The organism is Gemmatimonadales bacterium, from assembly GCA_036279355.1.
In the GTDB taxonomy this organism is placed as follows: domain Bacteria; phylum Gemmatimonadota; class Gemmatimonadetes; order Gemmatimonadales; family GWC2-71-9; genus DASQPE01.
On sequence record DASUJH010000047.1, the window covers coordinates 39,938 to 59,435 of the forward strand.

Genomic DNA, 19,498 nt, shown 5'->3' on the forward strand with positions numbered 1-19,498 from the left:
CTCAGCGGGTCGCCCGCGCGAGACGCGATACCACTCGGGCAATCTTCCCCATCAGGCCCTTGACGTCGCCATGGCGGAGGTCATTGGCCGCCCGTCCGACGCGCGTCGCGCCGAATGGTTGCCGATAGTGCATACGCCCGCCGATCCATTTCCGTCTGCCAGCCCGTGCCACCAGCGGCTGTTCAGTCCACTCGAGCCACTCGGCGCCATTTTCCAGCTTCCTGAAAACGGCGGTCCGGTACTCAAACTCCGTGATGAGTTGCCACTGTGGCTGCGCGCACAGAAAGTCCCGCAGAATCTGGCAGGACCATACCCAGGTGTCATCAACAACGAGGTGCCCGCCCCTCTTCAGGAATCCGGCCGTGAAGAACCAGTCGATGCAAGGAGAGGGGAAGCCGTGGCAACCGTCGATCAATACCAGATCGAGCGGCGGCGGCTGCAGGCTCGGTAGCACCGATTGGGAGCCGCCGGCGATGAAGCGTACCCGGTCGGTCGCGATATGGCGTTCATCGCAATACCGCTTCAGGTACTCCAATTCATCTGGGAGCGGCGCGATGACGATATGCCGGGCGCCGGTGAGAGCGAACGCTACGGTCGAGAGGCCGCACCCGGTCTCGAGCGTGGCGCAAGAATCATCGACGATCTCATGGATGAAGGCGACAGCCGCGGGGACGAGGCCCATGGAGACCCGGCGCCCGGATTGGATGTGGGGCTTCGGAGGGTCGCGCAGGACATCCGCGAGCTCCATGGCTTCCATCCTCTCGTTCGGTCGTGCACCCGCGGCCGTCGAACTGCGGGACGCAAACTCGTGGGCTGACCGCTTCCGGTCGCGCATGCACGCAACCACCTGAAGCTAACGTCGGCGTCCCTCTTCGCCAGAGCTCTCCGCGGGCGCCCGGGCGAGCCGCCGCCGGCGAGGTGGCGCCCGCCTCACACCTCCAGCCGATCCCCCGGTCGCGCCACCAGCGCGTAGAGCACCGGCATCAGCAGCACGCTGATGAGGAGCCGCGAGAACATTCCGCCCACGATCACCATGGCGAACGGGCGCTGCGAATCGGTGCCGACGCCCGTCGCGAGCGCCGCCGGCAGGAGGCCGAGCGCCGCGACCAGCGCCGTCATCATGATCGGTCGGAGCCGGAGCAATGCCGCCTCGCGCGTCGCGTCGGCAATGGCGGCCCCGCCCCGCCTCAGCTCGTTGGCGTAGGAGATGTACACCACCGCGGTCTGGACCGACACGCCGAAGAGCGCGAGGAACCCGATCCCGGACGAGACCGAGAACGGCGTGCCCGTGAACGCGAGCGCCAGAATCCCGCCCACCGGCGCCGTGAGCAGCACACCGAGCACCGTGATGACCGGGAACTTGAAGTTGCTGTAGAGCGCGAACAGGATGAGGAAGATGAGAAACAGCGTGAGCGGCAGCACCAGCCGGAGCTGCGCGCGCGACGCCGTGTACTCCTGGTACTCGCCGCCCCACACCACGCGGTAGCCCGACGGAATCCGCACCGCGGCAGCCACCCGCTCGCGCGCCTCGTTCACCGCGCCGGCGAGGTCCCGCCCCTCGACCGAATACTGGATTCCGATGAACCGCGAGTTGTCCTGCCGGTAGATGAACGACGCGCCGCTCGCCACCCGGATGACGGCCAACTCCTTGAGCGGCACCTGCTGGCCGTTCGGCGTCGCCACGAGGATGTTGCCGATGGCCTCCGGCGATTCGCGGAACTGCGGCTCGAGCCGCACGACGAGATCGAACAGCCGCTCGCCCTGCACCACCTGGGTGGCCGCCACGCCGCCCACCGCGGCCTCGATCAGCTTGTTGACGTCGTCCACGTTGAGCCCATAGCGCGCGATCCGCGCCCGGTCCGGCGTCACCGTGAGGCTGGGCTGCCCCAGCTCCTGCACCAGCGTGACGTGGGTGATGCCGCGCACCTGCTCCAGCGCGTGCTTCACCTCCTTGCCCTTGTGCTCGAGCGTCACGAGGTCGGGGCCGAAGAGCTTCACGTCGAGCGCGCTCTTGAGCCCGGTCTCCGCCTCGTCCACCGCGTCTTCCGCCGGCTGCGTGTAATTGAAGATGATGCCGGGAAACGTCGTGAGCTTGGCGTTGATCGCATCGATCAGCTCCTGCTTCGAGCGGTAGGCGCCGTGCCATTGGCCGTACGGCTTGAGTCCGACGTAGAACTCGGCGTTGAAGAAGCCGGTCGGGTCGGTGCCGTCGTCGTCGCGCCCGTGCTCGTTGGCCACCACGGTCACTTCGGGGAACGAGCGCAGCACGGCGCGGATCTGCGGCACGATCCGGGACGATTCGTCGAAGGAGATGGTGTACGGCATCGTGGCCCGCACCCAGATGGCTCCCTCGTCGAGATGCGGCATGAACTCGGCGCCAAGCCCGAGCGCCACCACGAGCGACGCGGCGAAAATCACGGTCGAAACGACGACGGTAGCCCACGGCCGCGCGAGGCAGCGGTCGAGCGCGCGCTCATAGAGGCGCCGAATCGCCTCGAACATGGGGTTCCGCCGCTCCCGCACTCCGCGGCCCAGCACCCACGCCGAAAGCACCGGGAGCAGCGTGAGGGTCAGGATGAGCGAGCCGATGAGCGCGAAGATCGTGGTGTCCGCCATCGGCGAGAAGAGCTTGCCGGACGGGCCCGACAGCACGTAGATCGGCAGGAAGCCCGCCACGATCACCGCCACCGCGTAAAAGATCGGCCGGTCCACCTCGGCCGCCGCCGCCGCGATCACCTCGGTGATGTCGTACGCCGTGCCGGCCCTGAGCGCGAGCTGGCGGTGGATGTTCTCCACCATCACCACCGCGCCGTCCACCAGGATGCCGAAGTCGATGGCGCCGATCGAGAGCAGGTTGGCCGGGATGTGCTTGAGGTCGAGGCAGATGAAGGCGAAGAGCAGCGAGAGCGGTATGGTGACCGCGACGATGAGCCCCGCGCGCACGTCGTACAGGAAGAGGATCAGCACCGCGACGACCAGCACGATGCCGCGCAGCAAGTTGTCCTCGACCGTGCGCGTGGTGAGCGCCACCAGGTCGCTCCGGTCGTAGAATGGCCGGATCTTCACGTCCTTGGGCAGGATGCTGTCGTTGAGCTCGCGGGTCTTGGCCTCGACGCCCTTGAGCACCGTCTGGGCCTGCTCGCCCCGGCGCAGCCGGATGATGCCTTCCACCGCGTCGTCCCGCTCGTTGAAGCCGAACTGGCCGAGCCGCGGCGCGTGGCCGATCACGACCTCGCCCACGTTCTTCACCAGCACCGGGACGCCGTTCCGGTTGGCGAGGACGACGTCGCCGATGTCGTCGGTGGTGGCGACGCGGCCGAGGCCGCGCACATAGTAGAACTGCCCGCCCTCCGAGTAGAAGCCACCGCCCGCGTTGGCGTTGTTGGCAGCCAGCGCGTCGACCACGTTCGACACCGAGAGGCCGGCGCCCGCGAGGCGCGCGGGATCGAGCAGCACCTGGTACTGCATCGTCTCGCCGCCGAGCGGTGAGTCGTCCGCCACGCCGGGCACCGAGCGGTACTGCCGGACGATCACCCAGTCGTCGATGATCTTGAGCTCCATGGCGCTGCGGTCGGGGCTGTCCAGCACGTAGCGGTACACCAGCCCTGAGGGCGAGGAAAGCGGCGAAATCGATGGTGTCACGCCCGCCGGCAGCTCGGCGTCAGGCAGCCGCTCGAACGCCTGCTGCCGCACGAAGTAGTTGTCCGCGCCGTCCTCGAAGGTGAGCCGCACGTCGGAGAGCCCGTAGAGCGAAATCGAGCGGACGACCTTGAGCTGGGGCAATCCGTTGAGCTCGATCTCGAGCGGCACGGTGATGAGCCGCTCCACCTCCTCGGCCGCGTGGCCGGGCCACTGGGTGATGACCTCCACCATCGGCGGCGAGAGATCGGGGTACGCATCCACCGGAAGGCGGGAAAACGACCACGCGCCGACCGCCGCGATGAGCACGGTGAAGAGCCCCACCACGAACCGCTGGCGCAGCGAGGCCGCGACCAGCCGGTGGATGATCGAGGGTGTGGCGTCGCCGTTCATTGATTTTCCGCGAACTGCATGAAGAGCCCGCCCTGGGTCACGATCCGGTCGCCCGCGGCGAGACCGCCGGTGATCTCGAACTGTGCGCCAAGGCGGTCGCCCACGTGCGCGCCGAGCTGCACCGGCCGCCGCGCGTAGCCGCCGCCAGGCAGCGCGAGGTACACGAACGGCAGGTTGTCCGCGTCGCGCAGCACGGCGGAGGCCGGCACGACGAGGCCCGTCCGGGGCCGGTGCGAGCGGATCGACACCCGCACGAACATGTCGCGCTTGAGGGTGCGGTCCGGATTGGGCGTGAGCACGCGGACCGCCGTCGCGCGGGTATTGGGATCGACCAGCGCGCCGACGTAGGTGACGACCCCCGGGTACGCCCGCGTCGTGTCGCCGGTGAGCCGCACCTCGGCCGAGTCGCCGGTGGCGACGTAGGGCAGGTCGCCCTCGAACACGTTGGCCATCGCCCACACGCTCGAGAGATCGGCGACGGTAAAGCAGGGCGTCGTGTTGGCCTGGAGGAGCTGGCCCGGCGTGATGAGCCGCTCGACCACCGTGCCCGAGATCGGCGCGCGCACCACGCCTTGCGCGCCCCGCGGCGCGCGGTGCTGGCGGATCGCGTCGAGGCCGGCCGAGTCCACGCCGAGCGAGCGGAGCTGCTCGAGCGCCGCAGCCCGGTCGGCGGCGGCCGTGGCCGCGTCGGTCTGGGCCTGTTCCAGGTCTCGGCGCGCGAGCGCGTCGTGCTGGAAGAGCTGCGCGTCGAGATCGGCGATGCGCTGGAGATTGGCGGCCGTGGCCTCCGCCTTCATGTAGCCGGCGACCGCGGCCGCGTAGTCGGGCGATGCGACGAGCGCCAGCGCATCTCCGCGCCGCACCCGCGCGCCCGGCTCTACCAGCAGGCGCGACACCGGACCGGAAATCGGCGCCAGGACCTGGGTGCTGATGTCCCCGTTGAACGCGACCGTGCCGGTTACTTCAACCGTCGGGTGGAAGGTGGATGACTTCACCTCCGTCACCTGAAGCCGCGCCCGCTGCTCCGCGGTGAGGCTGTCGGTGGCCGCCGTGGAGTGCGCGGCCCCCCCGCCGGTATCGGACCGCGCCGTAGCCCCGCCCGCAGCGGCATGGCCCGCCTCCGCGGCGTCCGCTCCGGCGCCGTCGTGCGGGCCGCATCCGGCCACCGCGAGCGCGGCCGCCGCACCGAGAGCCCGCCACACCGGCGCGCGCCATCTCCACCCGCGCCGCATCTTCACCCTAGTGATCATTGGCATCTCCGTCCGGCGTGCCGCCGGAAATCGTTTCGAGCGGCGCGCCGGCCGCGCGCTCGAGCTCCGCGCGCGCATCGTTGGCGGCCCCCAGGGCATCGGCGTACTGACCCTCGGCGTCGAGCAGCGTGCGGCGCGCGTCGAGCACCTCGAGCGCCGACGAGCCGCCGAGCCCGTAGCTCGTGAGGGCGATGTCGAGCGCACGGCGCGCCTCCGGCAGCAGCTCGTCGCCCAGATAGCGCGCCTGCCGATAGGCGGCGTCCGCGTTGGCCCAGGCGACGCGCACGTCCTGCTCCACCTGCGCCGACTGGTCCCGGTACGCGGCCGCCAGCTCGCTCTCGCGGTGGCGCGACTCGGCCACCTCGCCGCGCTGGTGGTTCCAGAAGAAGAGCGGCACCGTGAAGCCGAGCGTCGTGGTGTAGGAGTTGGGTACGCCGTCCACGAAGTTCTTTTCGACCTCGAAGGAGAGGTCGGGCATCCAGTACTGCCTGGCGAGCGAGGTGGCGGCATGCGCGCCGGCCTGCTGGCTCAGCAGGCCGTGCAGCTCGGGCCGGGACGCATGCGCCGTCCGCACCAGCGCGTCGAGCGCGGGCAGGCCGGGCGGCACCGAGAGCGAATCGGAGAGCGCCACCGGCGCGCCCACCGCGCGGCCGAGCAAACGGTTGAGGTTGGACCGGGCGGTGCTGATGTCGCGCCCGTTCGCGATGAGCGCGTTCTCCGCGGCGGCGACATCCACCTTGGCCTTGAGGACGTCGAGCCGAGCCGCGGTGCCCGCGTCGAACCTCGCTTCGGTCTTCTTGAGAAAATCCTCGGCGAGTGCCTTCCCCTCGGTGAGATCGCTCCGGTGCCGCTCAGCCACCAGCAGCGCGTCGTACGCCTGCGCCGTGGCCGACGCCGTCTGCTGCTGGAGCTGCGCGTAGCCGAACTGGACGGCCTCGAGATCCCCGCGGCTCACGGCGCCGCGCAGGTGGAATTTCTGGGGGAACGGCACGGTGAGACCGACCGCAAAATCGCCCCCCGTGTTGCCCCCGGGACGAAATACGTTCGGCTGGCCGAGGAGATCGGCGGAGACCGTCGGGTCGGGAAAGGCGCTGGCCTCGACCACGCGCGCCTCTGCCTCCGCGATCTGCTCGCGGGCCACATGCAGCCCCGGATTGCGGGCCAGCGCCGTATCGACGGCGGCCCGCCGGCTCAGAGCAAGTGTGTCGGCCCGGCTCTGCGCCCACGCCGGGCGGGCGGCAATTGCCGCGCACGCCCCGGCGATGCCCAGGACGAGCATCCTCCGTACAAGATCCACCGCAGCCTCCGAATTGTCCGGCGCGAGCCGGAATTCGTGCCGACGATCCGGGTCAGTCGAGCGGCCCGGAACGAAGCATCAGGCGAGCGGCGGCGGTGGTGCGCGAGGTTGGGGGAGGGTGCGGCGGTCGAAACTCGGAAGCGCGGCGATCGGCGCGGGCGGCTGCCGCGTCTCGACCACCGGCGCGAGCCGCGCGGCGACCTTGAACGGCGTCGCGAGCCGGGGGCCGGGCAGCGTGCTGCCCAGCATGCAGCGGTCACCGTGGCCGCAGACGGTGCCGGCCGCCTCGTAGTGCGGACCGGTGGCGCCGCGCGCCACGCCCGAGCGATGGAAGGCCAGCGCGTCGAACGCGGACAGGCCGAAACTCCCGGCCGAGAAGATGACGGTCAGGAGCAGCGCCGAGAGGCGGCTGGACCTCGAGCGGGACATGGTGCCGAAGATATCTCAGTATAGGGGATGCACAACCGGGCCGGTGCAAGGTCCGGGCCCGGCACCCCCCGCCGGGACCACGATCCGCAGGGCGTCCCGCGCCAGTCGGAAGTCGAGCGGCGGTTGCATCCGCGTGATCTCGCCATCCTGCGCGACGTTGAGCCGGTCGCGGTGCACCTCGACCCGGCAGTGGTCGACCAGGACACTGTCGATGAGGAAGCCGGCCGATTCGGCCACGGGCTCGTCCGCCCGTGGGTGGACGGACGCGCCGCGCGCGTACGTCCGGGCGAACCGCCATGCCTGCCGGCGTCCGCGGAGCGCCGCCACGTGGAGCGCGCGGGCGCCGCCCGGTCGCGGTGCACCCAGGCTCGTGGGTGCGAGGCTCCGCTCGCCAACGCCCACGAAGAGGAGCGGCGTCTGGTACACGATCGCCTCGCCGCGGAGGTCCACCCGCACATGCAGCGAGTGCAGCTCGGTCAGGGTGCGGCAGGCAGCGAGCACGCTCGCCACGCGGTAGCCGACGTACGACTGGAGGCGGTCCCGCGTGCGCACGAATCGCACGTACGCGCCGACCGAGCTGGTGTTGATGAAGAGCCGGTCGTTCACGTACGCCACGTCGACGGGGCGCACCGCGCCGTGCTGCGCCGCCTCGACCGCCCGGATCGCGTCGGTCGGAATGCCGTGGTGCCGGGCGAAATGGTTGAGCGTGCCGCCCGGGACCACGGCCAGCTCGACCGGCGTGCCGGCCAGCACCGACGCGGCCGCGGCGATCGTTCCGTCGCCTCCGGCCACGAGCACCCGTCGCGCGCCTTGGCGAACTTCTTCACCGAGGAGCGCAGCGAGCGTGTCCGGCGCGGCCTCGCGCACCGCGAAGCCGCCGGCATGGCGGAGCGCGTCCGCCGCCGCGCCGGCGCTGCCGCCGTGCGGGTTTATGAACGCGGGAACGGCCACCGGATCCGGGCGGCGTCGAATGCAGTGAAGCAGAGCAGGAGCCAGGCGCCGGCCGCGAGCACCCCAGCGACCACGTCACTCAGGTAGTGCACGCCGAGATACAGCCGGCTCACGGCGACGGCCGCGACGATCCCGGCAACACCGAGCCAGATGAGCACGCGGTGACGATGGGCGGAAGGCGTGAGCCGGGTCAGCGTGTGCGCCAGCAGCGCGTAGCAGAGCAGCGCCCCCATGACGTGCCCGCTCGGAAATCCGAATGACGCGCCGTGCAGAAAGCGTCCCGCGCCCGGTGGCCGCGGGCGGTGGATCTCGACCTTCAACGCGGTCTCGAGCAGCTTGCCGCCGCCGAACCCCGCCGTCCACTCGAGCGCGAGCAGCGCTCGACGGCGCCATGCAAGTATCAGAACCGATGCACCCGCCACTACCCACGGCAGCGGCGAACCCAGCAGGCTCACCACCGTGAACCAGCGCTCGCCGGCAAGCGTCGCGTGCGCACCGATCCGGAGAAAGACGAGCTTATCCCAGGAGGGCACCGTTCCCACCGGCAGCACCGCGCTCGCGAGCGCCGCGAAGAGCAGGGCCAATACCACCGCGCCCGCGGCGGCGAGCGCGAGCCGCACGGCGCCCGGCGCGCTGTCTTGACGCCCTCCCGCGCCGCCGTATAGTGGATGCTCCTCAGACGCCATCATCCGGAGGTGCCCATGTACGCCACGATCCGCCACTACACCCCGACTCCAGGAACAGCCACCGCTGAGAAAATGGACGCACTGGGCCGCCAACTGCACGACGGCTTCGTGCCGATGCTGCAGTCGGTCCCCGGCTTTCACGCATACTACGCGCTCAACGTCGACGACCGGGAGCTGATCACCATCAGCGTCTTCGAGAGTCGATCGGGCGCCGAGGAGTCGAACCGCCGCGCGGCGGAGTACCTCGTGTCGAACCCGGCCCCGATCGACGCCGGGCGGCCGGAAGTCATGCAGGGCGAGGTGCTCACCTCGGCCGAGGCAGCCCGGGAAGTCGGCGCGCGCTGACGCGCGGTCTGCCCCAAGCGAGCTTCGCTCAGGGCACCACGATCGACAGCGGGACGATCGTGGTGCCCCAGTGCAGCCACAACTCCGCCGTTCGCCCCTCCACCACCGGAAAGTAGAACGCGAGCGTTTCCATGTGCGCGCCGCGGCGCGGCGCCACGGCGACGCGGAGCGCATCGTGCCCCGCCGGATATGGGATATGGAACACGTGCGCTGCGCGGCTCAGAATTACGGACCACTGCTCGGGTCCCGGTATCGCCCAGACGCTGTAGGTGCCGGGCGCCACCGGCGCACCGTTCACCTTGACCGGCGTGCTGAACGCGATCGTGGTCGCGGAGTCGGCGCCGGGACACCACACCTTACCCCACGGCACGACCCCGCCGAACAGCGTGCGCCCGCGCGCCACGGGGCGGTTGTAGCGGATCTCGATGCGGGTATCCCCAATCGTCTGCTCGACCGCGCCGCCCTGGCTCGGCTTCACCGCACGAGCCGATTGCGCGGCGGCGGATGGGGGCGCTGCGCCGCCGAGCAGCGCGAGCATTGTGAAGAGTAGGAGAAACGGCAGGCGGCCGAGGCGGCGCCGCGTCATCGCGTTGCCGGTTGGGCCAGGTGCCGCCGGCCCCAGCGATCCACCGCGTCGATGACGTCCTGGAGCGCCACCCCGGCGCGGGTGAGCTGATAGCTCGTCCGGGGCGGCATGGTGGATTGCACGGTGCGCTTCACCACGCCGACGGCCTCCAGTCGGTCGAGCCGCTGGGCCAGCGTCGTCGGATTGGCGCCCACCGCTCGGCCCAGCTCGTTGAAACCCTGCGGGCCTGTGAGAAGGGCGCGAATGATGTGCAGCGTCCACTTTTCCTGGAGCAGCTCGATCGACGCGTAGACCGGGCAAAAGGTCTCTTGGTCGGGCATGCCCCATGGTAACGCCGGCACTCGAAATGATCAAGCGCTTGACATTATGTAGCACTACGCCTAGTATAGCGGCCATCGGTGCGCCGCCACGGGGGCGGCGACAGCAACCTCTTTCGATGGAGTCGTCATGCCGTCCTCTGCTTCACCCGCCTCCACCGCCGCGCCCGCCGGCGTCACCCTCTGGGATATTGATCCCGCACACAGCAGCGCCCACTTTGCCGTTCGCCACATGATGGTGGCCAACGTGCGCGGCGAATTCGCCCGCATCACCGGCACCGTCCGGCTCGACAGCGCCGACGTCACCCGCTCATCGGTCGAGGCCAGCATCGATACCGCCTCGATCAACACCGGCGAGCCCGATCGAGACGCACATCTCAAGAGCGCCGACTTCCTCGATGTCCAGAAGTATCCCACCATCGAGTTCCGCTCCACCCGCGTGGCGCGGGCGGGCATCGGTGAGCTCGAGATCACCGGCGATCTCACGCTGCACGGGGTCACCCGACCCGTCCTGCTGAGGGTCGAGACCGACGACTCCGAGCTCAAGGATCCATACGGAAACGTGAAGCGCGGCGCCACCGCCACGACCCGGATCAGCCGAAAGGACTTCGGTCTGGAGTGGAACGTGGCACTCGAGGCCGGCGGCTTCCTGGTGGGCGACGAGGTGAAGATCACCCTCGACGTGGAGCTGTCCGCCAGGACTGAGTGAGGCGGCGCACGGCGCCGGCCGATGTGGCCATAGATTGGTAGGGTGCAACTGTTGCGGCGCAAAACTCTGGCAGGCCGAGGCGGCACCCGATGGCGACATCCTCCGGCGCGCACCCCCGCGTGCAGGTTCCGGCCGAGCGGCCTGGTGCCGCCACGCGCGCGGGCGGACGGGCCCGCGCCGCACTTGCGCGCGGGGCACCGCGCTTCGGGTGGCGCGCCGGCCTCGCGGTCACGGCCTGCGCCGCCTTCTTTCTCGCCCTGAGCTTCACGTCCCATCGCTACTGGGACGAGTACTTCTATCTTTACTCCGCGCTCGCCCACGCCCCGCGTGATCTGATCGCGCTCGAGGTCGAGAGCGGGCTTTTCCCGATCGGGTTCTTCTCCGGCAAGATCGGACACGTGGTGCTGCTCCGGCTCCTGCTCGACACGTTCGGGACCGGGCAGCGCGCGCTCTTCGCGGTTCAGCTTTGCTACGCGCTGATGTCGCTCGGCTTCGTGGCCGCTGGGTACGCGGTCTATCGACAATTGCTGGACGCACGCCGCGCCCGCCGTGCCGCGCTCGTGCTGCTCTTCCTGCCGGTGACGCTCTATCTCGGATGGAAGACCTTGTCCGAGGTGCCGAGCCTGCTCCTCGTGACGCTCGCGAGCTGGGCGTTCCTGCGGTCGTATCGCATTGGCGGGGCCGGGGGCGCCGCGGTCGGCACCTCGAGCCGCGCCGCCCATCTCGCGGCTGCAAGCATTGCCCTGGCGTTGGGCGCGCTCTGCCGGCTGACCGCGGTGGTGGCCTTCGGTGGGCTCCTTGCGGCGCTCCTTGTGGCGGGCGACCCGCGCTTCCGCCGGGCCGCCGTGGCGCGGCGCGGGGCGCTGGTGGGCGCGGGCGCGTTCGTGCTCACGACGCTCGGGCTCTGGGTCGTCGGCGGTTCGGACCTCTCATCGGTGGTGCTGGCGTGGAGGGTGATGACCCGGCCCCATCCGCTCGAGCGGATGTACGCGCTGGTGTTTTTTCTCCAGGCGTTCATCGTCGTGCTCGCGTTCGTGCCGCTGCCGCCCTGGCGCCGGGGCCTCCGGCTTCCGTCGGCGTGGCTCGCGGTCTCCGCGCTGCCGTTTCTCGCGGGACATGAGCCGCGCTACTACGCGCCCGCGCTGCTGCCGCTGGCCCTCCTCGCGTCGGTGGGCCTACGGCGACTGGGCTCGCTGGTCTTCGGATCGCGGCGGTCGTGGGGTTGGGCGGTGGTGCTCGGCGCCGTCGTCGTGGCGGACCGGTTGGCGTTCGCGCCGCTCATGCCGTACGAGCTCAATCAGCGCGAGCTCACGGGGGCGGTCGAGCCGCTCGTGGCCGCCGGACCCGCCGCCACGCCCGCCGCCACGCCCGCCGGCACGGTGCTCGTCCCCTGGACGTCCGACTACGGCTTCCTTCGCATCGCGTTTCCGCGGCTCAACGTGGTGCTCTGCCTCAGCGAAACGAACGACTCGGACTACCACTGGCGTGGCCGCCCCGGCCCGATGCGCCCGCGCGACGGGGCGTGGGCCGGCCCGGGGCGCTACGCCGGTTCCCGCGCCGAGCTCGCACGGCTCCCCGGCCCGTGGTATTACGTGGGGTGGACCTACAACCGGCCGGTGCTCCGGGCCCGCGCGCTCCTCCGGCGCGTGGGCAGCCACTATCTCGACGACTTCTCCCGGCGCGACCTGCATAGCCATCTGGCCGGCAGCTGGATTTGGTACGACCCGGCGCTCACGCTCACGCCTGTGGCGCGAGTCGGGCAGTACTCGGTCTACCGGGTGACGGCCCGCGCCCCTTGACGGTCCCGCCGGCCGGCTAAATATTCATGCAGCGCGGCGATTTCCCCGACTTGATGGGCCGCGCGGCCGGACATTCCGGCGGATCCATCTAAGTCGCGGCACGTGGCCCGCGACCCGACATCGCGGGCCGCGTCGCATTGCGCACCGCGCACCGAATCCGGGAGGACAGCATGGCCGTTCGTCTGGGCGACGAGGCGCCCGATTTCACCGCCGACACGACCGAGGGACCGATCCGCTTTCACGACTGGAAGGCGGGCAAATGGGCAGTGCTCTTTTCTCACCCCAGGGACTTCACGCCGGTCTGCAGCACCGAGCTGGGCGCCGTGGCCGCGCTCAAGCCCGAATTCGACCGGCGCGACACCCGCGTGATCGGGTTGAGCGTCGATCCGCTCGATTCGCACGCCCGCTGGAGCGACGACATCCGGGAGCTCACCGGCCACAAGCTCAACTTCCCGGTGGTGGCCGATCCCGACCGGGCGATCTCGAACCTGTACGACATGATCCATCCGAACGCGAGCGAGACCCACACCGTGCGCTCGGTGTTCGTGATCGGTCCCGACAACAAGGTGAAGCTCACGCTCACCTATCCGGCCAGCACCGGACGCAGCTTCGAGGAACTGCTCCGCGTGCTCGACTCGCTGCAGCTCACCGCCACCCACTCCGTGGCGACCCCCGCCGACTGGAAGGACGGCGACGACGTGATCATCCTCGGCACCGTGTCGGACGAGGAGGCCACGCGGCGCTTTCCGCGCGGCTTCCAGAAGAAGAAGGCGTACTTCCGGCTCACGCCGCAGCCCAATCGCTGACCGGCCCTACTGGAGCGACATCTCCGACAGCGTGGCCTTCACCGTGCTCGTGCCGCCCGGCCGGAGCACGGTGAGCGTCACGGTGTCGCCGGGCTTGCGAGCGCGAAGCGCCTTCCGGAGCTCGCCGCCGCCCTTGAGCGGCTTGCCGTCGAGTTCCGTGATGATGTCACCCTGGCGCAGGCCGGCGCGCGCGGCCGGCGTCCCGCGGCCCACCGCCGCCACGATGATGCCCTGATCCACCGGCAGCCCGAACTGCTGTGCCAGGATCTCGTCGATGTCGCGATAGTCGATCCCGAGAAACGCACGCGTAATCCGGCCGGTGGTGACCACCTGGTGCGCGATGTCGTTCGCGAGATTGATCGGAACGGCAAAACCGAGGTTGCTGGCACCGGGTGCCGCGATGACGGCCGTCGTGATCCCGATGACCTGACCGTTCGAGTTGAGCAGCGGGCCGCCCGAGTTGCCGGGACTGATCGCGGCGTCGGTCTGGATCAAGCCCTCGAGCCCGAACCCGCGCGGACTCCGGTTGACAGCGGAGACGACGCCGACCGTCACCGTGCGCTCGAGGCCGAGCGGATTGCCGATGGCGATGGCGGTCTGGCCCGGTACCAGGTCGTCCGAATCGGCCAGCGGTGCCGCCGGAAGGTTGTGCCCGTCCACCCGCACCACCGCCACGTCGACGCTCGGGTCCCGCCCCAGGACCTCCCCGTTGAGCTCGCGTCCATCGGCCAGACCGACCTGCACCTGCCGAGCGCTGCCTACCACGTGTGCGTTGGTGATGATGACGCCGTCGCTCTGGATGATGATCCCGGAGCCCAGCGCGTCCTGGCGCCGTACGCTCACCACCGAGGGAGAGATCTGCCGCGCCACCCGCACCGTGATCTGCTCCGCCGGATCGGCGGCGGCCGCGCCCGCGGTCCTGGCCGCCACCGGTGTTGCCGCAGCGGGGGCGGACGCGGTGTGCGATTCGCCGCTCGGCGCGGTCGAACTGCCGCCCGCCGCCGGAGGCACGGTGGCGGCCGTCTCCACCCGGGATCCGCTGTCGCGCGCGGCGGTCCTGCTGTCGTGGCCGCACGCTGCGACCCAACCCAGCGCCGTGCCGAGTGCCACGGCCGACCTGAGCGCATGAAGTGACCTCATCTCGGCGTCCTCCCCGGTGGGATGAAGCGCGAAGGGTAGTGTGCGCCGCTCGGCGCGGACCGTGGCCGGGCTCACGCTCGCGCCGTTACCTTTCCAGCCGGACGTGAGCCGTGGAGATGCGTGCACGATGACCGAGCCCCGTGTGGACGGCGAGATGCCGTTCCTCGACCATCTGGAGGAGCTGCGCTGGAGGATCATCTGGTCGCTGGCGGCCGTCGTGGTCGCGGTCGGCGCGGCGTTCGGCGCGCTGCTCAACTTCGACGTGATCGGGTGGCTGGAGCAGCCGATCGCGCCGTATCTCTCCGGGCACAAGCTGGTCTACACCCATCCGGGCGATCCGTTCCAGATCATCCTCGAGGCCGCCGTCATCCTGGGTCTCGTCGCCGCGCTGCCCGTCCTCCTCTACCAGATCTGGGCCTTCGTCTCCCCCGCGCTCTACCGGCACGAGCGGCGGGTGGCGGTGGGCGTTGCGGCCGGCGCCATTCTGCTCTTCGTGGCGGGCGTATGCCTCGCGTATTTCGTGGTGCTGCCGCTCGCGATTCCCTGGCTGCTGAGCTTCGGCATGACGTCGCTCCAGCCGATGATCACGGCGAGCGAGTACTTCGGCTTCGTCTTCAGCCTCGTGCTCGCATTCGGCGTGGCGTTCGAGCTCCCCGTCGCCATTCTCGGGCTCGCGGCGCTCGGCATCGTGACGCCGCAGTTCCTGGTCAGGTATCGGCGCCATGCCATCGTCGCGGCGGTGATCGTCGGCGCCTTCCTCACACCCGGCGACCTCATCTGGACCACGATCGCGATGACGGTGCCGCTCTACCTTCTCTACGAGCTGAGCATCGTGCTCTCGTACGGTGTGTACCGGGCTCGGCAACGGCGCGCCGCGCGCGAGGCGGTGGAGGAGGCCGGGCACCGCGCTGAGCCGCCCGACATGCCGCCGCCCGCGGCGGCGCCCACCGGCGGCCCCAGCCTCATCGCGTGAGCCGCGGCACGGTGGCGCGGCGGAGAAGGGCGTAGCCTGCACCCGGATGGTGAGACGACGGGAGACCGGGGCGGGGAGGTGCGCGATGGAGCGGTGGCAGCGGCGGATGCGGCGGATGAACGAGCCGGTGGGCGCGAGTCTCGTGCGCGGAGTCGTGGCGGGTGTCGCCGCGGGCTGGGTGATGGGCCGGGTCACGACATGGCTGTACGAGCGGGAGTCGGCGTCGGTGCGCGACGCCGAGGACGACGCGCGCGGCGGCTCGACGGCCTACCAAACCGCGGCGCGCAAGGGCGCGGAGGCGTTCGGCGCGCATTTCTCGACCAGCGAGGCGAAGAAGGTCGGGACCGGCATCCACTGGGCGCTCGCGGCCGGCGCGGGCATGGCATACGCGGCGCTCCGCCGCCGGATGGCCCATCCCGGTCTGCTCTCGGCCCTCGAATTCGGGCTCGCCTTCTGGCTGGTGATGGACGAAGTCATGGTGCCGGCGCTCGGGCTCACGCCCGGTCCCACGGCGTTTCCCTGGCAGACGCACGCGCGCGGTCTCGCCGGCCATCTCGCTTTCGCCGAGGCGGCGGAGGCGGCGCTCTCGGTGATGCCGCGCGGCGCCTGAGCTCGACGCGCGGTCAGTACTGCTCGATCAGAAGCCGCGAAACCCGCTCGAGCACCCGCACGCCGATCCCGCGCGCCCGCATCTCCTCGAGAGTCACTTCGTGCGAGCGGCCGAAATCCTCGACCAGCCCGCGCTCGACTTCGGCGGCGAACGCCGCGTCGCACACGCCGATCACGTTCTCTTCGTTGAGCTTGACGGAGCGCCGATCCATGTTGGCGGAGCCCGTCACCGCCCACCGCTCGTCCACGACGACGGTCTTGGCATGCATCATGGTGGGTTGGTACTCGAAGATCCGCACCCCCGCAGCAAGCATTTCCTCGTAGTGCGTGTGGCCGGCGAGCCGCACCGGCTTCGCGTCGGTCCGGGCACCGGGCAGGAGCAGCCGGACGTCGAGGCCCGCGCGTGCCTGCTTCATCAGGACGTCGCGCAGCGCATCTCCCGGCACGAAGTAGGAATTCGACAGCCAGATCCGCCGCCGTGCCGAGGCGAACGAAAGCCAGAGCAGGATGCGCATCGGCTGCGCGGCATCGGAGGGCGAGCTTACGAGCGCGATGCCGGACGGCCCCGACCCGACCGGCGCGGGCGCCGCCACCTCGGCGGCGGCGCGGGGGAAGAACTTCTCGCCCGTGAGAATTTCGCCGGTGCGATAGAACCAGTTCTCGCCGAACGCGGTCTGGATGCCGTCGACCAGCGGGCCGGTGATGCGCGTGAGCGAATCGCGCCACTCGCCGGGACCGCGCGCGTCGCCCGCCCACTTGTACGCAATGGCGGCACCGCCCGTGAAGCCGACCCGGCCGTCGACCACCATGGCGCGCCGGTGGTCGCGCTTGAACGCGCGGACGAGGGTGAACGGGGTGAGCGGCCGGAAGAACTCGAGCTTGACACCCGCGCGCCGCAGCCGGTCGCGATCGCGCTTCCGGAAGCGGATGCAGCCGAACCCGTCGAGCAGGACCCGCACCTCGATGCCGGCGCGGGCGCGCTCCTCGAACGCGGCGACGAACCGTTCGCCCACCTCGTCCGACTCGAAGATGTACACCTGGAAGTTGACCGTCTCTCGCGCCCCGTGAATCGCATCCAGCAGGGCGGGGAAGAAGCGGTCGCCGTTCTGCAGCAGGTGCACGGTGCCGCCGCGGAGCACCGGCACGTTGAGGTAGCGAGAGAGCGCGGCGAGAAACTCCTCCGACCCGGCCTCGGACGTGGCATTGACGCTCATCGCCGGCATGTGGTCGGGCAGGAGGAGGGTGCTCAGCACCACCACGACGGCGATGGTGCCGATCGCGATGAGCGCCCAGCCCCCCCACGAGAACGCGATCACGCGGGCTCGGGCGCTCGAGGGGCGACCTCGATCCGCGCGGCGAGCGGATGGTGGTCCGATCCGAACACGTAGCGGCCCCGGTCGAGCGGCGTTTCGTCGAGCCGGTGCACCTCCACTCGCGCGAGCGAGCTCCCCACGTCGCGCACGAGCAGCCAGTCGAGATTGAGGCGCGGCACCCGATGAAAGGTGTGCCGCCAGCGGGGCGGCCGCTCCGGCAGGCCGTTGCGGAAGCCCGCTTCCGCCAGCGCGCGCCAGGTGTGCTCGCGGCGGCCACGCGCGAGGTTGAGGTCGGCGCCGAGCGCCACGGGAACGTCGGCCGGAAGGCGGGCGGTGAGTCGCTGCACCAGCATTTCCGCCTGGCGGCCGCGGCCGCCCACGCCCAGGATGTCGCGCGGGCGCCCGCCCCGGTTATCGAGGTGCGCGCTGGCGACGCGCACCCGCCTGCCGCCCGCGAGGCGCACGGTGGCGGCGAGCGCCACGCGCCGCTGATACGAGAACGGCAATTCCCAGGCGACCGCGTCCTCGAGCGGCAGCGACGAGAGGATGGCGCAGCCGCGGTCGCTGCGCGCGGCGCCGTTCCGCATCGACGGCGCGTAGCGGAGCGTGTAGCCCAGACTCCGCGCGAGATCCGCGACGTCGCACTCGGGCAGCTCGCGGCGAGGCCGGTGGCGCACGCCGGTGGATTGCGGGCTCGCCTCTGGAACGGCGTCGCCCGCGCGGACCGCTTCCTGGAGCAGCACGACGACGGGCGCGCCGTCCGCGGGCGCGCCGGGGGCCGCGCAGGCGGCACGCGCGCGTGGAATCACCTCGTGCAGTCGCCCGCGGCCGATCCAGAGATTCCAGGTGACGATGAGAAGGGTGCCGTGCGTCGACGGACCACGCGGGTGATGGGCCGCCGGCGCATCCACCTCGAGCGGAGCGCCGACCGCATCGCGCCACTGAGCGACGCGCGGATCGCCGTCGAGCCTGGTAAGCGGAAAGGTCACGCCAACAGCTCGACGGCCCGCGCGAGCGCCGCCGCATCCGGCACGGTGCCCTGCGCCAATCGCGCGTTGCCTCCGCCGCGCCCCCCTACCTGGCCGAGCACCGCCTGGAGGCGGGCGCCCGCGTCGATGCCGCTGTCGGCCGAGGTGGCGACGAGAAGCGCTGGCGGCGCGGCCAGCGCGCCCACCAACACGCTGCGGGGCTCCGCCGCATACGCCTGCGCCAGCCCGCGCAGCCGCTCGATGCCGCCTTCGACGTCCCGGACGAGCGCCCGGCGAAGGCCGGCGGCATCGGCCGGCGTGGCGGCGTGAAGCGCCCGCGCGCGATGCGCGTCCAGCTCCTGCTCGAGCGCGCGCCGCGCCGCCTCCGCCCCTTTGAGCTCGGCCCGTTGCGCCTCGACGAGCGCCGGCAGATCGGCCGGGGCGGCCGAGTACGCGGCGGCGAGCGATTGCACGAGCGCGCGATTGCGCCAGGCGTCGCGCAGCGCTCGCCCTCCGCAGACGAACTCGACGCGCGCCTGCTTGCGCACCCGCTCGGTCCCGCGGATCAGGATGGCGCCGATGGCGCCCGTCGCACGGACGTGCGTGCCGCCGCAGGCACTCCGGTCGAGTTCGCCGATGCTCACGATGCGGAGCGTCCCGCTCCGGTCCGACGCCTTGCGCAGCCCGCCGGCCGACTCGGCGTCCTCGAAGCTCACGGTAACCGGGCGATCCTCCCACACGATCTCGTTGGCGCGCGTCTCCGCGGCGCGCATCTGCTCGGGCGACACGGCGCCGGCATCAAGGTCGAGCGTCGAGGTCTCCGCGCCGAAATGCACGCTCTCCGTCGCCCAGCCGAACAGCTCGGCCAGCACGGCGGAGAGCAGGTGCTGACCGGTGTGCTGCTGCATGTGATCGAAGCGCCGCGCCCACTCCACTACGCCCTCGACCCGCGCGGCCGCGGGGTCGAGCGGTGCGTCGAGCAGGTGGGCGATGCGCTCGCCTTCATCGATCACGTTTACGATCGACGACTCGCCGAGTCGCCCTGCGTCGAACGGTTGGCCGCCGGAGGTGGGATAGAACGCGGTGCGGTCGAGGTAGATGCGGCGTCCGCCGTCGCCGCGCTCGAGCACGGCGGCGTCGAAGCGCGCGAGATATGCGTCGGTGTAGTAGAGCCGTTCAGTCATGCAGAGCACAATAGATGCGGCGCGCCGGATTCGCACGGTGGGGCCGGGTGCCGGCCGGTGCGCACCACGCGCGATCCCCTGGCCGGCCCACGCCCCGAGGGTTA

19 protein-coding genes are annotated in these 19,498 nt (G+C 70.9%); 6 read left to right on the forward strand and 13 right to left on the reverse strand.

Annotated features, from left to right (window positions below; translation table 11 throughout):
- Position 1: 1 nt before the first annotated feature.
- The 7 genes from VFW66_11550 to VFW66_11580 form a co-directional block, all read right to left on the reverse strand.
- The gene (locus VFW66_11550) at positions 2-748 is read right to left on the reverse strand and encodes a class I SAM-dependent methyltransferase (GenBank protein HEX5387330.1); all 747 of its coding nucleotides are present in this window, start codon (positions 746-748) and stop codon (positions 2-4) included.
- Positions 749-930: 182 nt separating this feature from the next.
- On the reverse strand, positions 931-4,032 hold the full coding sequence (locus tag VFW66_11555) for a CusA/CzcA family heavy metal efflux RND transporter (protein ID HEX5387331.1): 3,102 nt from the start codon (positions 4,030-4,032) through the stop codon (positions 931-933).
- Positions 4,029-5,282: an efflux RND transporter periplasmic adaptor subunit gene (locus tag VFW66_11560; protein ID HEX5387332.1), complete on the reverse strand. Its 1,254-nt coding sequence runs from the start codon at positions 5,280-5,282 to the stop codon at positions 4,029-4,031. Before VFW66_11560 ends, VFW66_11555 begins: the two co-directional genes overlap by 4 nt.
- The gene (locus tag VFW66_11565; protein ID HEX5387333.1) at positions 5,272-6,579 is read right to left on the reverse strand and encodes a TolC family protein; all 1,308 of its coding nucleotides are present in this window, start codon (positions 6,577-6,579) and stop codon (positions 5,272-5,274) included. The genes VFW66_11560 and VFW66_11565 overlap by 11 nt, the downstream gene beginning before the upstream one ends.
- Before the next feature lie 78 nt (positions 6,580-6,657).
- Complete coding sequence (locus tag VFW66_11570) at positions 6,658-7,008, reverse strand: hypothetical protein (GenBank protein HEX5387334.1); 351 nt, start codon at positions 7,006-7,008, stop codon at positions 6,658-6,660.
- Between the two features lie 15 nt (positions 7,009-7,023).
- Complete coding sequence (locus VFW66_11575) at positions 7,024-7,959, reverse strand: diacylglycerol kinase family protein (protein HEX5387335.1); 936 nt, start codon at positions 7,957-7,959, stop codon at positions 7,024-7,026.
- Complete coding sequence (locus tag VFW66_11580) at positions 7,938-8,648, reverse strand: phosphatase PAP2 family protein (protein ID HEX5387336.1); 711 nt, start codon at positions 8,646-8,648, stop codon at positions 7,938-7,940. The genes VFW66_11575 and VFW66_11580 overlap by 22 nt, the downstream gene beginning before the upstream one ends.
- A 12-nt stretch (positions 8,649-8,660) precedes the next feature.
- Between VFW66_11580 and VFW66_11585 the strand changes: the two genes are divergently transcribed.
- Positions 8,661-8,990 carry a hypothetical protein gene (locus VFW66_11585; GenBank protein ID HEX5387337.1) on the forward strand — a complete coding sequence of 110 codons (330 nt, stop codon included), beginning with the start codon at positions 8,661-8,663 and terminating at the stop codon, positions 8,988-8,990.
- A 28-nt stretch (positions 8,991-9,018) separates the two neighbouring features.
- Here VFW66_11585 and VFW66_11590 read toward each other — a convergent pair whose 3' ends face one another.
- Together VFW66_11590 and VFW66_11595 are read right to left on the reverse strand one after the other, a co-directional pair.
- Positions 9,019-9,576, reverse strand: coding sequence for a DUF2911 domain-containing protein (locus VFW66_11590; protein ID HEX5387338.1), 558 nt, complete (start codon positions 9,574-9,576; stop codon positions 9,019-9,021).
- Entirely contained in the window at positions 9,573-9,896 is a 324-nt protein-coding gene (locus VFW66_11595; GenBank protein HEX5387339.1) for a helix-turn-helix domain-containing protein, read from the reverse strand. The genes VFW66_11590 and VFW66_11595 overlap by 4 nt, the downstream gene beginning before the upstream one ends.
- A 127-nt stretch (positions 9,897-10,023) precedes the next feature.
- Between VFW66_11595 and VFW66_11600 the strand changes: the two genes are divergently transcribed.
- The 3 genes from VFW66_11600 to VFW66_11610 all read left to right on the forward strand — a co-directional run bounded on the left by VFW66_11600 (position 10,024) and on the right by VFW66_11610 (position 13,207).
- Positions 10,024-10,602 carry a YceI family protein gene (locus VFW66_11600; GenBank protein HEX5387340.1) on the forward strand — a complete coding sequence of 193 codons (579 nt, stop codon included), beginning with the start codon at positions 10,024-10,026 and terminating at the stop codon, positions 10,600-10,602.
- A gap of 89 nt (positions 10,603-10,691) precedes the next feature.
- On the forward strand, positions 10,692-12,401 hold the full coding sequence (locus VFW66_11605) for a glycosyltransferase family 39 protein (protein ID HEX5387341.1): 1,710 nt from the start codon (positions 10,692-10,694) through the stop codon (positions 12,399-12,401).
- A gap of 170 nt (positions 12,402-12,571) precedes the next feature.
- The gene (locus VFW66_11610; protein HEX5387342.1) at positions 12,572-13,207 is read left to right on the forward strand and encodes a peroxiredoxin; all 636 of its coding nucleotides are present in this window, start codon (positions 12,572-12,574) and stop codon (positions 13,205-13,207) included.
- Positions 13,208-13,213: 6 nt separating this feature from the next.
- On the opposite strand, the gene VFW66_11615 is transcribed toward VFW66_11610, so the two are convergent.
- Complete coding sequence (locus tag VFW66_11615) at positions 13,214-14,347, reverse strand: trypsin-like peptidase domain-containing protein (GenBank protein HEX5387343.1); 1,134 nt, start codon at positions 14,345-14,347, stop codon at positions 13,214-13,216.
- Positions 14,348-14,474: 127 nt separating this feature from the next.
- Here VFW66_11615 and tatC point away from each other — a divergent pair, with 127 nt between their 5' ends.
- Positions 14,475-15,320 (forward strand): twin-arginine translocase subunit TatC, encoded by an 846-nt coding sequence (gene tatC / locus VFW66_11620; GenBank protein ID HEX5387344.1) that lies wholly within the window; start codon positions 14,475-14,477, stop codon positions 15,318-15,320.
- Positions 15,321-15,405: 85 nt separating this feature from the next.
- Positions 15,406-15,930, forward strand: a complete 525-nt coding sequence (locus VFW66_11625; GenBank protein ID HEX5387345.1) for a DUF1440 domain-containing protein — start codon at positions 15,406-15,408, stop codon at positions 15,928-15,930.
- A gap of 13 nt (positions 15,931-15,943) precedes the next feature.
- On the opposite strand, the gene VFW66_11630 is transcribed toward VFW66_11625, so the two are convergent.
- From VFW66_11630 to VFW66_11640, 3 genes are read right to left on the reverse strand one after another with little or no spacing between them, the layout of a single operon-like run.
- On the reverse strand, positions 15,944-17,245 hold the full coding sequence (locus VFW66_11630; GenBank protein HEX5387346.1) for a phospholipase D-like domain-containing protein: 1,302 nt from the start codon (positions 17,243-17,245) through the stop codon (positions 15,944-15,946).
- Positions 17,242-18,231: an endonuclease/exonuclease/phosphatase family protein gene (locus VFW66_11635; protein ID HEX5387347.1), complete on the reverse strand. Its 990-nt coding sequence runs from the start codon at positions 18,229-18,231 to the stop codon at positions 17,242-17,244. Before VFW66_11635 ends, VFW66_11630 begins: the two co-directional genes overlap by 4 nt.
- The gene (locus VFW66_11640; protein HEX5387348.1) at positions 18,228-19,394 is read right to left on the reverse strand and encodes an alanyl-tRNA editing protein; all 1,167 of its coding nucleotides are present in this window, start codon (positions 19,392-19,394) and stop codon (positions 18,228-18,230) included. Before VFW66_11640 ends, VFW66_11635 begins: the two co-directional genes overlap by 4 nt.
- Positions 19,395-19,498: the final 104 nt, after the last annotated feature.